Source organism: Marinobacter halodurans (assembly GCF_004327985.1).
GTDB classification, from domain to species: Bacteria; Pseudomonadota; Gammaproteobacteria; order Pseudomonadales; family Oleiphilaceae; genus Marinobacter_A; species Marinobacter_A halodurans.
This window is the reverse complement of the sequence record NZ_SJDL01000011.1, coordinates 19,395-31,960: the sequence shown is the minus strand read 5'-3', so window position 1 is coordinate 31,960 and position 12,566 is coordinate 19,395. Positions and strand designations below refer to the sequence as shown.

The following is a 12,566-nucleotide window of genomic DNA, read 5'->3' as shown; positions in this document are numbered from 1 at the left end:
TCGGCCCCTTCCGTTTACTGCCGACCCGTTTACTGCCGGCTCAGAACCGGTAGCCCCGCCCAACCCTGTAGACCAACGGATCGATATCCACATCAACCGGTCTTGGATGGGGTTTCGGTGTCCGGCATGAACACGTCGCGTATCGACAGCGGCTTGCCGTCAGCACTCTGGACGGCCATCTCCCGAATCGGCTGGCCGGTGGCCCGGTCACGCAGATCCAGAGCGTCGCAGTTCGGCGCCGGGTTCCACTTGTCGCCCCACTGACGCAGGGCAACCACCACCGGGAACAGGTCCCGGCCTTTCCCGGTCAGCCGGTATTCGTGCCGCGAGCCATGCTCGCCCACTTCCACCTTGCGCAACACGTCATTGTCCACCAGTCGGGCCAGGCGGTCACAGAGGATATTGCGGGCGATGCCCAGCTCCTGCTGGAAGTCCACGAAGCGGCGGGTGCCGTACATTGCCTGCAGCACGATCAGCAGTGACCACCAGTCCCCGACTTCATTGAGGGCCCGGGCCACGGAACAGTTGGAATCATCAAAACGTTTTCTGGCCATAATCCGAGTCTACCGAAAAGGGTTGCATTTTAAAACCAGATTAAATAGGGTTGCATAACGAAACCAAATTTGCCGACCGTCATCCGGCTCCCCATTCCTCAGGAGGCTACTGCCATGACCATGAATCTGGGTCCGCTGTTCGATCCCTTCGAACTCCACAACCTGAAACTGCGCAATCGCGTCGCCATGGCACCGATGACCCGCAACTTCTCGCCCGGCAACGTGCCCGGCGACAACGTGGTGGATTACTACCGCCGCCGAGCCGAGGGCGGTGTGGGCCTGCTGATCACCGAAGGCACCACCGTGAACCACCCGGCCGCCAACGGGTATGAAAACGTACCGGCGTTCCACGGCACCGAATCCCTGGCGGGCTGGAAGAAGGTCGTTGATGCCGTCCACGAAGCCGGCGGGTCGATCTTTCCGCAGCTGTGGCACGTGGGCGCGGTGCGCAAGCAAGGCATGGAGCCGGATCCGTCTGTGCCGGGCTACAGCCCGTCGGGCCTGTACGCGCCGGGCAAACCCAACGGCAAGGCCATGACCAAAGAGGATATCGCCGACGTGGTCAACGCCTTTGCCGATGCCGCCCAGGACGCCAAGGCGCTGGGCTTTGACGGTGTCGAGATCCACGGCGCCCACGGCTACCTGATCGACCAGTTCTTCTGGGAAGGCACCAACCAGCGGGACGACGAGTACGGCGGCAGCCTGGCCAACCGCTTGCGCTTTGCCGTCGAGATCATCGAGGCGGTGCGCCACCGGGTCGGCCCGGACTATCCCATCATGCTGCGTTTCTCCCAGTGGAAGATGCAGGACTACGACGCCAAGCTGGCCCGAACACCGGAAGAGCTGGAAGCCTTCCTCAAGCCGCTGGCGGACGCCGGTGTGGATATCTTCCACGCGTCCACCCGCCGCTTCTGGGAGCCGGAATTCGAGGGCTCCAACCTCAACCTGGCCGGCTGGACCCGGAAGCTTTCCGGCAAGCCCACCATGTCCGTGGGCAGCGTCGGCCTGACCGAAGACTTCATCAGCGGCACTTTCGCGTCCAAGAAGGAAGCGGTGGAGCAGTCCGGCATCGACGAGCTGGTCGAGCGCATGAATAACCACGAGTTCGAGCTGATCGCCGTGGGTCGCGCCCTGTTGCAGGATCCGGAGTGGCTGGTGAAGGTGAAGGAAGGCCGCATCGGCGATGTCGAGCCGTTCGCCAGGAAGTCCCTGGCCAAGCTGTACTGATTGCGGTCAAAGCGATTGTGGGCCGGCTTACCGGTCCGTAATCGCACGCGTCACATTGTTGCGTATGATGGAGACATCATCCATTGACGGAGTGACGTGATGCCAGGAATGAAACCGCTCTTCGGCGCCGTGGTCATTGCCACGGCGCTCACTGCCGGCTGTGCCACGGTCGGCCACGATTTCCCCACCGAGAACGTCGACCAGATCCGCATCGACCAGACCACCCGCGCCGACATCCGGCAGATGTTTGGTGAGCCCTGGCGCACCGGGATCGAGGACGGCAAGTCCACCTGGACCTACGGCAAGTATCGCTGGTCCGCCTTCAGCGACGCCCAGACCACCGACCTGGTGGTGCGCTTCAACGCCGACGATACGGTCGATTCCTACGTTTACAACACGACCAAGAAGTAAACACCCACTATCTCTTCTGGGTCAGTTTTTACTGGCCCAGCGGGCGATGGTCTCGGGTGGCAGGGATTCCACCAGCGCGCCGCGGAACTGACGGTTGATGAAGTGTTCGGTCTCAAGCTGGATGCGGTCGCGCTGATCGGGCTTTTCGATGTAGTCCATGGCCCGGAACAGGATGTAGCGGATCGTCATGTGGGAGATCTCGTGGACCGTGGCGTCGTCGACGCCGGGCACCAGGCGGCGCTCGATGATGTCCTCGGCCATCTCCCGGGCGCTGGCGTCCAACTGGTTCTCCAGGGCCCGGCGCAGCACCGGTGACGGGCCGTGCAGTTCGCGCACCGCCACCGTGGTCGCCGCGGCGTTGTTCAGAAAGTAGTGATAGACGAAGGCGACCGTCTCCCGGGACGCCTGGTCGGAACTCTCCGCCATCCGGCGCAGTTCCCGTACGCCGGTTTTCATCTCTTCGGCGATGTACCCCAGCACCTGCAGGCCGAACTCATCGAGGTTGCGGAAATGCCGGTAGAAGGTGTTGGGATTCAGCCCCGCCTCCCGCGCCAGTTCGCGCAGACCCAGTGACGTCAGGCTGCGGCTTTCGGTAATCAGCCGCAGGGCTGCCTGCACCAGCTTCAGTTTTCCTCCGGTCATCACGCTCATCAGGACGCCTTCTTGTCGCTATGGGCCAAACGCCTGGTTTTCGATCCGCAAAAGTATACAGTCGTCTACATGGGGGTGTATACATCTGTCTACTGGCTCGGGTAGACAGGTGTCTACTCACGAGCGATCGCTGACAACAGGACGCGCACGAGCGACAACGAGGTGTGGTGGTTATGACTGACAAGACCCCGATTGCAATCATCGGCACCGGCTTTGCCGGGCTGGGCATGGGCATCAAGCTGAAGGAAGCCGGCTACGAGGATTTCGTGATCCTGGAGCAGGGCAGCGACGTCGGGGGCACCTGGCGCGACAACCACTATCCGGGTTGCGCCTGCGACGTCCAGTCAGCGCTGTATTCCTTTTCCTTCGAGCAGAACCCGAACTGGTCGCGGATGTACGCCCAGCAGGGCGAAATCCTCGATTACCTGCGCCATTGCGCTGAGAAGTACGGGCTGATGAAGCACATCCGCTTCAACACACACCTGGCGACCGCCCACTACGACGAGCAGCGCAATGTCTGGAAGCTGGAAACCGCCGACAGCCCGGCGCTGTGGGCGTACATGCAGAAGCATGACCTCAAGCCCGGCGATGCCCTGGACGTGAACGATCCCGACCTGCCGGCTTTCGAGGCCATGGAGGTCAACATCCTTGTCTCCGGCATGGGCGGGCTGAGCACGCCGGCCTATCCGAACATACAGGGCCTGGACCGGTTCAGGGGCAAGATGTTCCATTCCCAGGACTGGGACCACGGGTACGACCTGAAAGGCAAGCGCGTGGCTGTGATCGGCACCGGTGCCAGCGCCATCCAGTTTGTGCCGGAGGTGGCGAAGGAAGCGGCCCGCGTGGATCTGTACCAGCGTACGCCGCCGTGGGTTATGCCCAAGCCGGATCGCCCCATGAAGGGCTGGGAGCAGGCCCTGTTCCGCCGGGTGCCGGCGGCCCAGTCGGCGCTGCGCAACGCCATCTACTGGCAGCTCGAATCCCGCGTGTTGGCACTGGCGCTCAACCCGCGCCTGATGAAGGTGGCCGAGCTGGAAGCCCGTCGCCATATCCGCAAGCAGATCCCCGACAGGACCCTGCGCAGGAAGGTGACGCCGGACTACACCATTGGCTGCAAGCGCATCCTGCTGTCCAACAACTACTACCCAGCACTGGCACAGGACCACGTGGATGTGCGCACCGATGGTATCCAGGAAGTCACGGCCGGCGGGGTTGTGGATAAAAACGGCGTCGAGCGGGAAGTGGATGCCATCATCTTCGGCACCGGTTTCAGGGCCCAGGATCCGATTCCCCACGGCATGATCTTCGGCCGCGGCAACCGCGACCTGCTGGACGCCTGGCGCGATGGTGCCGAAGCCTACAAGGGAACCACCGTGCACGGCTTCCCCAACTTCTTCATACTGGTGGGCCCCAACACCGGGCTGGGGCACAGTTCGATGGTCTACATGATCGAATCCCAGATCCAGTACGTGATGGATGCCCTGGCCCAGATGCGCCAGCAGGGCTGGGAAGCGGTCGATGTGAAGGAAGGCGTGCAGGCGGACTACAACGCCATGTTGCAGGCGAAGTCCGACGGTTCCGTCTGGGACAGCGGCTGCAACAGCTGGTACGTGAACGAGAACGGCAAGAACACCACCCTGTGGCCGAGCTTTACCTGGGCCTTCCGGCAGCAGACGAACCGGTTCGACGCGCAGCAGTATGTGTGTGAGACATCGGCGTCATTGCGGGAAGTGGCCGGGGAGGCCGTGCCGGCCTGAGGCGGGCTTCGGCCTGACAGGGAAAATGTAGCGGACGCTTCAGCTTCCGAGCGGGCCGCAGGCTCGCCGAATAACCCCGGGGCCCTGCCGGGCCCTCCGAAGCTGAAGCGTCGGCTACATTGTCTGGGGGGTGAGGCTGAACTCAGGACACCAACGTCCCGCCATCTACCGCCAGACACTGCCCGGTAATATGCCGGCCGGCCTCGGAAGCCATCAGCACCGCGGCGCCTTTCAGGTCTTCCTCACCGCCAAACCGGTTCAGCGGAATGCGGTCCAGCATGGTGTCGCCCTGGGCGTCCAGCAGGCCCTGGGACATCTTGGATGGGAAGAAGCCCGGGCACAGGGCGTTCACGTTGATGTTGTGGTGGCCCCATTCCGCGGCCAGCGCCCGGGTGAAGTTCACCACGGCGCCTTTGCTGGTGTTGTAGGCGATGGTCTTCATGGCTTCCGGGTTGCCGGACAGGCCAGCGATGGAGGCGATGTTGATGACCTTGCCGGTGTGGCGCGGGATGAAGCACTTCTTGGCCACCGTCTGGGTCAGGAAGAAGACCGCGTTGACGTTGAGGTTCATCACCTTCATCCAGCCCTCGGCTGGGTAATCCTCGGCGGGTGCGCCCCAGGTGGCGCCGGCGTTATTCACAAGGATGTCGATGTCGCCCAGTCCGGCGACGATTTTATCCACAACCGCCGGAATGCCTTCCAGGTCGGACATGTCCGCCGCCAGGGTCATCACCTCGACGCCCTGTTGTTTGAGGTGCGCTTCCGCGTCATCCAGTTCATGCTGCTTGCGGGCGGTGAGGGCGACCTTGGCCCCCATCTCGCCCAGTGCTTCGGCCATCTGCAGACCCAGACCCCGGGAACCGCCGGTGATCAGGGCCACCTTGCCGCTCAGGTCGAAGAGTTGTTTAACGCTCACTCACTTCCCCTTATGGTTGGAGCAGGTGCTGCCGTGACGACAGCACCCGTCGGGTTTCAGGCGCTTTTCAGCAGCCCGTCGCTGACTTGTCCGAGATGGTAGTCGGCATCGCCGAACTGCAGGTTGATCAGCGTCAGCCGCTTGAACAGGTGGGCGGCGAACATCTCGTCCGTCACGCCCATGCCACCGTGCAACTGCACCGCCTGCTGGCCCACGAATCGGGCCGACTGACCCACCAGCGCCTTGGCCATCGAGATGGCTTCACGCCGCTGCTTGCGGTCGTCGGAGTCCGCCATGCTGGCGGCCAGGATGGCCATGGATTTGGCCTGCTCGGCGGCAATGAACATGTCCGCCAGACGGTGCTGGACCACCTGGAACTTACTGAGGGGCATGCCGAACTGCTGGCGCGTCTTGACGTAGTCCAGGGTGGTTTCGTTGAGGGCCTCCATCGCACCGACCGCCTCGGCGCACAGGGCGGCGATGGCCCGATCCACGCCTTTCTCGACGATGGGCATGGCCTGGCCACGGGCGCCGATGCGGTCGTCGTCGCTGACCATCACGCTGTCGAGAATCACGTCGGCCACCCGATGACCGTCATGGGTGGTGTATTCCTCGATCTCGACGCCGGAGGTGTCGTGGTTGACCAGGAACAGGGACACGGGCTCCGTCGGGCGACCGTGCCGGCGTCCGGAGACGATCAGGTAGTGGGCGCCGGCGGCATTCAGCACGGCTGTCTTGCGACCGTTCAGGATGTAATCGGCGCCGTGTTTCTGGATTTCCGTGCGGACGTAGTCCAGGTTGTGGCGCCCGCCAGGCTCCTGATGCGCGAACGCCAGGAATTCCTCCCCGGAGGCGATTTTCGGCAGGATCCGCTCCTTCTGTTCCTCGGAGCCGGCATCCTCGATAATCCCAGCGCCCAGGACCACGGTGGACAGGTAGGGCTCGACCACCAGGGCGCGGCCAAAGCTTTCCATCACCAGCAGGGTATCCATCGCGTTGCCACCCAGGCCGCCGTATTCTTCCGGTAGGGTGTATCCCAGCAGGCCCATCTCCGCGAAGGCGTTCCAGGTGGGCTTATCGAGCCCGTTGCCCGCGGCAATAATGTCCCGGCGCTTGTCGAAGCCATACTCGTTGGCCAGGAAGCGGCGCAGGGAGTCCTGCAGCATTTGCTGTTCTTCGGTCAGATTGAAGTTCATGATGCGCGCCTCCTTACAGTCCCAGAACCCGTTGGGCGATGATGTTGCGCTGGATCTCGTTGGACCCGCCAAAGATCGACAGCTTGCGCATGTTGAAGTAGTCGCCGGCTGCCGGCGTGGCGTCGGGCGAGCCGACGCGCGAACCGGGATAGTCCGGCTCCAGGGCGTCGGGAATATAGGCCAGGGCGTCCGGCCCCACGGCTTCCATCACCAATTCGAACAGCGCCTGACCGATCTCGGTGCCGCGAATCTTGAGGATCGAGGCCTGCGGACCGGGACCGTTCTCGTCGGTCAGCACGCGTAATACCGTCAGTTCCAGCGCGCACAATTCGATTTCCAGCTGGGCCAGGCGGTCGCGGAAACGGGTATTCTCGATGAGCACCCGGTCGCCATCCGGTTGTTCCTCGGCGATGTCACGGAGCCGTTTCATCATGGCTTTCCATTGGCCGACATTGGCCAGGCCGGTGCGTTCATGGCCCAGCAGGAACTTGGCGTAGGTCCAGCCCTTGTTCTCCTCGCCCACAAGGTTTTCCACCGGCACCTTCACATTGTCGAAGTAGACCTCATTAATCTCGTGCTCGCCGTCGAGCATGGTGATGGGCCGCACCTCGATACCCGGGGTGTTCATGTCGATCAGCAGGAAGGAGATGCCCTCCTGGGGCTTGCCCTCGTTGCTGGTGCGCACCAGGCAGAAGATCCAGTTGGCGTGCTGGCCCAGGGTGGTCCAGGTCTTCTGGCCGTTGACGACGTAATGATCCCCTTCACGAACCGCCCTGGTCTTCAGCGAGGCGAGGTCGGAACCGGCCCCGGGTTCGGAATAACCCTGGCACCACCAGTCCTCACCACTGAGGATGCGCGGCAGGTACCTTTCCTTCTGCTCCTCGTTACCGAACGTCATGATCACCGGAGCCACCATGCGCAGGCCGAAGTCCAACTGGCGCGGCGCACCGGCGAGGGCGCATTCCTCCTCGAAAATCAGTTGCTCGACGGGCGACCAGCCCGGGCCGCCGTACTCCCTGGGCCACGTCGAAGCGCCCCAGCCCTTGTCGAACAGAATCTTCTGCCAGCGCTGGGTCATTGCCTTGTCCGGGCGCAGGCGTTTCTTGACACGTTCACGAATGTCCTTGGGGAGATTGTCTTTCAGGAACCGGCGCACTTCCTCGCGGAAGGCCTCCTGTTCGGGGGTATAGTTCAGGTCCATGGCTAACCTCGTTGTCAGGTCGACGTCTGGAAATGCTGTCTTGTTGTGGGTGTTCGTTTTAAATGTAGCTGATGGTTTGGTGTTCGGTGGTTCTACAGATGCTGGCAAGTCATTTTCACCTCATGGGCGCTCACTCCAGACTTGCCGGGAAGCCAGGGGATGCCCTTGCCGAAGGAGGGACAGGGATGTCCCGGTCGTATTAGCCGGCCAGGGAAGGCCGTCTAATACAGCGTAGGCAAGGGTGTCCACTGGCTTCCTGCTCGAGCTTGCAAACTTGGGGCTGAAACCAGTGAATGTCATCGCTTCCGTCGCCTAAGAGGGCCGTCCATGGCCGCTTATGCGACGAGGACATCCTGTCCTCTGCTCCAGCGATGGCATCCACTGGTTTCGATCAAGCCTTTGCGCCAACCTCCAAAGCATCAGCCTCAGGTGTACGTCAGGCGACCTCGAACAGCCCGGCCGCACCCATGCCGGTGCCGACGCACATGGTCACCACCACATACTTTACGCCGCGCCGTTTGCCTTCGATCAGGGCATGGCCGACCAGGCGGGAACCGGTGGTGCCGTAAGGGTGGCCCACGGCGATCGCGCCGCCGTTCACGTTCAGGCGATCCATCGGGATGCCCAGCTTCTCCTGGCAATACAGCACCTGGACGGCGAAGGCTTCGTTCAGTTCCCACAGACCAATGTCGTCGACGGTCAGACCATGACGCTTGAGCAGTTTGGGCACGGCGAACACCGGACCGATGCCCATCTCGTCCGGCTCACAGCCGGCGACAGCAAAGCCGCGGAAGATGCCTAGCGGTTCGATGTTGCGCTGCTGTGCCAGTGTGCCGTCCATCAGGACACAGGCGGACGCGCCGTCGGAGAACTGGCTGGCGTTACCGGCCGTGACCACGCCGCCGGGCATGGCCGAGCGGATCTTGCTGACGCCTTCCAGGTTGGTATCCGGGCGGATGCCTTCGTCCTGGCTGACGGTGACCTCTTTCGTGCTCAGTTGGCCGGTGGCCTTGTCCGCCACGCCCATGGTGGTGGTAATCGGCACGATCTCGTCGTCGAACCTGCCGTCTTCGCGGGCCTTGGCGGCCAGTTGCTGGGAGCGCACGCCATACTCGTCCATGGCTTCTTTCCTGATGCCATAGCGCTCGGCGACGGTCTCGGCGGTCTGCAGCATGGACCAGTAGAGCTCCGGCTTGTTTTTCGCCAGCCAGGGCTCCATCAGGTAGTTCTGGTTGACGTTGGCCTGGACGGTGGAGATGGACTCCACACCGCCGGCCACCATCACCGGCACTTTATCCACAGCGATGTGCTGGGCCGCCATGGCGATAGCCTGCAGGCCGGACGAGCAGAACCGGTTGATGGTGGCGCCGCCGACGGTGACCGGCAGTCCGGCGCGGATCGCACCCATGCGGGCCACGTCGTTACCGGTGGAGCCTTCGGGCAGGGCACAGCCCATCAGCACGTCTTCGATTTCGTTGGGATCGACCTTCGAGCGCTCGACCGCATGCTGGATGGCATGGCCGGCCAGGGTGGCGCCGTGGGTCATGTTCAGCCCGCCGCGCCAAGACTTGGCCAGCGGGGTACGGGCGGTGGATACGATGACGACATCATTGGACATAACCATTCTCCTGTTGGCGGGCCTGCCCGGAGGCAACCCCGCTGAAATTCGTTGACCGGATACCCGAGTTATTTGGCGCGCTCATCGAAACGCTTGCCTTCGGCGGCGCAGCGCGCCAGCAGCGGCGCCGGTTCCCAGAAGCCCGGCTGGGTGTGGGTGTCGGCGAAGGGTTCCATGGCGCGGACCACATTGGGCAGGCCCACTTCCTCGGCGTAGTGCATGGGGCCGCCGCGGAACACCGGGAAGCCGTAGCCGGTCAGGTACACCATGTCGATGTCGGAGGCGCGCTGGGCGATGCCTTCGTCCAGCAGGCGGGCGCCCTCGTTGACCAGGGCGTAGACGCAGCGCTCGACGATTTCCCGGTTGCTGATCTTGCGCGGGGTGATGCCCAGCTCGGCGCGGACCTCGTCCACCACCTTGTCCACTTCGGGGTCGTGCAGGGCGTTGCGGTTGCCCGGCTCATAGCGGTAGAAGCCGGCGCCGGTCTTCTGGCCGTAGCGGCCCATTTCGCACAGGCGATCGGCCACGACCATCTTCGTCATGTCCGGGTGCTCGGCATACAGGCGCTTGCGGATGGCCCAGCCGATGTCGCCGCCGGCCAGGTCCGCCATGCGCAACGGGCCCATGGCGAAGCCGAACTTCTCGATGGCCTTGTCGATCTGCTGCACCGTGGCGCCTTCTTCCAGCATCAGGATCGCTTCACGCTGGTACTGGTTGATCATGCGGTTGCCGATGAAACCGTCGCAGACGCCGGAGACCACGGCGGTCTTCTTGATGGTCTTGGCCAGCTTCATGGCGGTGGCCAGCACGTCCTTGGCGGTCTTGTCGCCGCGCACTACTTCCAGCAGCTTCATGATGTTGGCCGGGCTGAAGAAGTGCAGGCCGATCACGTCTTCCGGCCGCTTGGTGAAGCTCGCGATCTTGTTCAGGTCCAGGGTGGAGGTGTTGGAGGCGAGGATCGCGCCGGGCTTGCAGGTGGCGTCCAGCGTCTCGAACACGGACTGCTTGACGCCCATGTCCTCGAACACCGCCTCGATGACCAGATCCGCGTCCTTGAGGTCGTCATAGGACAGGCTGGGGGAGAGCAGGTCCATGCAGGCTTTCGCCTTGTCTTCGCTCATCTTGCCTTTCTTCACCCGGCCTTCGTAGACCTTCTGGATCGCTGCGACGCCCCGGTCCAGGCCTTCCTGCTTCATCTCCACCAGAGTCACAGGGATGCCGGCGTTGAGGAAGTTGATGGTAATGCCGGTGCCCATGGTGCCGCCGCCGATCACGCCGACCTTTTGGATGTCGCGGGTCGGGGTGTCGCTCGGCACGTCGGCGATCTTGCTGGTCAAGCGCTCGGCAAAGAAAGCATGGCGCAGGGCCTTGGATTCCGGCGTCTGCAAAAGATTGGCGAAGGCTTCGCGCTCGACGGCCATGCCCTGGTCAAACGGCTTGGTGACGGCGGCTTCCACCGCGTCCACGCACTTCAATGGAGCCGGGTAGTTCCTGGCCACGGCGCCCACGGTGTTGCGGGCAAACATGAAGAAGCCTTCCGGGTTTTCGTGGTGGGCCTTCAGGTCGCGCACGCGCTTGAGCGGCAGGTTCTCGCTGACCACCTTTTTCGCGTACGCCAGGGCTCCTTCCAGCAGGTCGCCGTCGACAATGTCATCGAACAGCGGGCTGCCCTGGAATTGCTTGGCCGGCACGGCCACGCCGGAGACGATCATGTTCAGGGCGTGCTCGACGCCGATCACCCGCGGCAGACGCTGGGTGCCGCCGGCGCCGGGCAGGATGCCCAGCTTCACTTCCGGCAGGGAAATCTGCGCGTCCGGCCTGGCGACGCGGTAATGACAGCCCAGGGCCAGTTCCAGGCCGCCACCCATGCAGGCGCCGCTGATGGCGGCGATGACCGGCTTCTTCGTCGTCTCGAGGTAGTTGATGACGGTCGTCAGGATCGGCTCGGCCAGCATCTTCGATGTACCGAACTCGCTGATGTCGGCGCCGCCGGAGAAGGCGCGGTCGGAGCCGATGAGGACCACGGCCTTGATGGCGTCGTCGCCTTCGGCCTGCTTGATGCCGTCGACAATTCCCTGGCGCAGGGCGAGCCCCAGGCCGTTCACCGGCGGGTTATCCAGGCGGATGACGGCGATCTCGCCGTTCACGTCGAAATGCGCGCTACTCATCGCGTTGCTCCTTGTTGGCAGGCGGGGCGAACGGTGGCGCCGACCCGCGCAAAAATGGAAGACAGGTGCCGGAGTCGTCGGAGATGACTCCATACACTGGTGTATTGTTTTTCCGTACACTAATGTATGTTGTGGGTGCGGTCAACGGTTGGCCGGTTCATGTAGAATCCCACGTCATGATGTCTCGACAGGAACAATGAGCGGTATGAGTGAAGCGAAAACCCGGGCCAAACGCAGTCGGTCTGCCACCGGCGACAAGAGCCAGCTCACCCGTGACGACTGGCTGGATGCGGCCGCCGGTGAAGTCGCGGCTGGCGGGTTCAGTCACCTGCGGGTGCTGACCCTGGCCAAGAAGCTGGGCGTCACCCGGGGCAGCTTCTACTGGCACTTCAGGGACCACGAAGACCTGGTAGTCAGCTTCCTCAACCGCTGGCGCGACCGCCGCCTGCACGAACTGCAGTACTGGAAGCCCCAGGGCGGGGATGTGGAAACCGAACTGCGCCAGATCCTGGAATTGCTGCTGACCGACGCCGCCCGCAACGTGCGCCGTTTGCAGGTGGAGCTGGCGGTCCGCGACTTCGCCCGTCGCAACACCTACGCCGCCGAACTGGTGGCGGAGGTGGACGAGGCGCGGATCAGCCAGAATGCCTCCCTGTTCAGTCGCATCAGCAGCGACCCTGAACGGACCCGGGACCTGTCCCTGCTGCTCTATGTGGCTACCATCGGCTCCCAGGTGGTCCTGACCGGGCGCAGCGGCGAGGAGGATGACATTGGCCGTATCGAGGACCTGATGGCGCGGATCGTGATGGGGCAGCGGGATTCATGAACGGGTCTTAAAGGATTGGTAACGGCGCCGTAAACCGGGAA

At 63.3% G+C, this 12,566-nt stretch carries 11 protein-coding genes; 4 read left to right on the top strand and 7 right to left on the bottom strand.

The annotated features are described in order from the left end of the window. Window positions 1-92: 92 nt before the first annotated feature. A complete protein-coding gene (locus tag EZI54_RS08965) occupies window positions 93-554 on the bottom strand; it encodes a winged helix-turn-helix transcriptional regulator (RefSeq protein ID WP_131481143.1) in 462 nt (153 codons plus the stop codon). A gap of 114 nt (window positions 555-668) precedes the next feature. Here EZI54_RS08965 and EZI54_RS08960 point away from each other — a divergent pair, with 114 nt between their 5' ends. Together EZI54_RS08960 and bamE are read left to right on the top strand one after the other, a co-directional pair. Next, a complete protein-coding gene (locus EZI54_RS08960; protein WP_131481141.1) occupies window positions 669-1,781 on the top strand; it encodes an NADH:flavin oxidoreductase in 1,113 nt (370 codons plus the stop codon). Between the two features lie 99 nt (window positions 1,782-1,880). Beyond that, window positions 1,881-2,192: an outer membrane protein assembly factor BamE domain-containing protein gene (gene bamE / locus EZI54_RS08955; RefSeq protein ID WP_131481139.1), complete on the top strand. Its 312-nt coding sequence runs from the start codon at window positions 1,881-1,883 to the stop codon at window positions 2,190-2,192. Between the two features lie 21 nt (window positions 2,193-2,213). Here the strand turns inward: bamE and EZI54_RS08950 are convergent, their stop codons facing one another. After that, window positions 2,214-2,843 carry a TetR family transcriptional regulator gene (locus EZI54_RS08950; RefSeq protein WP_131481138.1) on the bottom strand — a complete coding sequence of 210 codons (630 nt, stop codon included), beginning with the start codon at window positions 2,841-2,843 and terminating at the stop codon, window positions 2,214-2,216. Window positions 2,844-3,016: 173 nt separating this feature from the next. On the opposite strand from EZI54_RS08950, the gene EZI54_RS08945 reads away from it, so the two are divergent. After that, window positions 3,017-4,600, top strand: coding sequence for a flavin-containing monooxygenase (locus tag EZI54_RS08945; RefSeq protein WP_131481136.1), 1,584 nt, complete (start codon window positions 3,017-3,019; stop codon window positions 4,598-4,600). 142 nt (window positions 4,601-4,742) lie between these two features. On the opposite strand, the gene EZI54_RS08940 is transcribed toward EZI54_RS08945, so the two are convergent. The 5 genes from EZI54_RS08940 to EZI54_RS08920 all read right to left on the bottom strand — a co-directional run bounded on the left by EZI54_RS08940 (window position 4,743) and on the right by EZI54_RS08920 (window position 11,699). Further along, window positions 4,743-5,516: an SDR family oxidoreductase gene (locus tag EZI54_RS08940; protein ID WP_131481134.1), complete on the bottom strand. Its 774-nt coding sequence runs from the start codon at window positions 5,514-5,516 to the stop codon at window positions 4,743-4,745. Window positions 5,517-5,572: 56 nt separating this feature from the next. Beyond that, entirely contained in the window at window positions 5,573-6,712 is a 1,140-nt protein-coding gene (locus tag EZI54_RS08935; RefSeq protein ID WP_131481131.1) for an acyl-CoA dehydrogenase family protein, read from the bottom strand. A 13-nt stretch (window positions 6,713-6,725) separates the two neighbouring features. Continuing rightward, window positions 6,726-7,913, bottom strand: a complete 1,188-nt coding sequence (locus tag EZI54_RS08930; RefSeq protein WP_131481129.1) for an acyl-CoA dehydrogenase family protein — start codon at window positions 7,911-7,913, stop codon at window positions 6,726-6,728. A gap of 436 nt (window positions 7,914-8,349) precedes the next feature. Continuing rightward, entirely contained in the window at window positions 8,350-9,531 is a 1,182-nt protein-coding gene (locus EZI54_RS08925) for an acetyl-CoA C-acyltransferase (RefSeq protein ID WP_131481127.1), read from the bottom strand. Between the two features lie 68 nt (window positions 9,532-9,599). Further along, a complete protein-coding gene (locus EZI54_RS08920) occupies window positions 9,600-11,699 on the bottom strand; it encodes a 3-hydroxyacyl-CoA dehydrogenase NAD-binding domain-containing protein (protein WP_131481125.1) in 2,100 nt (699 codons plus the stop codon). 205 nt (window positions 11,700-11,904) lie between these two features. On the opposite strand from EZI54_RS08920, the gene EZI54_RS08915 reads away from it, so the two are divergent. After that, window positions 11,905-12,525: a TetR/AcrR family transcriptional regulator gene (locus tag EZI54_RS08915; RefSeq protein WP_131481123.1), complete on the top strand. Its 621-nt coding sequence runs from the start codon at window positions 11,905-11,907 to the stop codon at window positions 12,523-12,525. Window positions 12,526-12,566 lie beyond the last annotated feature (41 nt).

Excerpts from the sequence above, each read along its gene's own strand:
- EZI54_RS08965 (WP_131481143.1), bottom strand. The coding sequence starts at position 554 with ATGGCCAGAAAACGTTTTGATGATTCCAACTGTTCCGTGGCCCGGGCC.
- EZI54_RS08960 (WP_131481141.1), top strand. The coding sequence starts at position 669 with ATGACCATGAATCTGGGTCCGCTGTTCGATCCCTTCGAACTCCACAAC.
- bamE (WP_131481139.1), top strand. The coding sequence starts at position 1,881 with ATGCCAGGAATGAAACCGCTCTTCGGCGCCGTGGTCATTGCCACGGCG.
- EZI54_RS08950 (WP_131481138.1), bottom strand. The coding sequence starts at position 2,843 with ATGAGCGTGATGACCGGAGGAAAACTGAAGCTGGTGCAGGCAGCCCTG.
- EZI54_RS08945 (WP_131481136.1), top strand. The coding sequence starts at position 3,017 with ATGACTGACAAGACCCCGATTGCAATCATCGGCACCGGCTTTGCCGGG.
- EZI54_RS08935 (WP_131481131.1), bottom strand. The coding sequence starts at position 6,712 with ATGAACTTCAATCTGACCGAAGAACAGCAAATGCTGCAGGACTCCCTG.
- EZI54_RS08930 (WP_131481129.1), bottom strand. The coding sequence starts at position 7,913 with ATGGACCTGAACTATACCCCCGAACAGGAGGCCTTCCGCGAGGAAGTG.
- EZI54_RS08925 (WP_131481127.1), bottom strand. The coding sequence starts at position 9,531 with ATGTCCAATGATGTCGTCATCGTATCCACCGCCCGTACCCCGCTGGCC.
- EZI54_RS08920 (WP_131481125.1), bottom strand. The coding sequence starts at position 11,699 with ATGAGTAGCGCGCATTTCGACGTGAACGGCGAGATCGCCGTCATCCGC.
- EZI54_RS08915 (WP_131481123.1), top strand. The coding sequence starts at position 11,905 with ATGAGTGAAGCGAAAACCCGGGCCAAACGCAGTCGGTCTGCCACCGGC.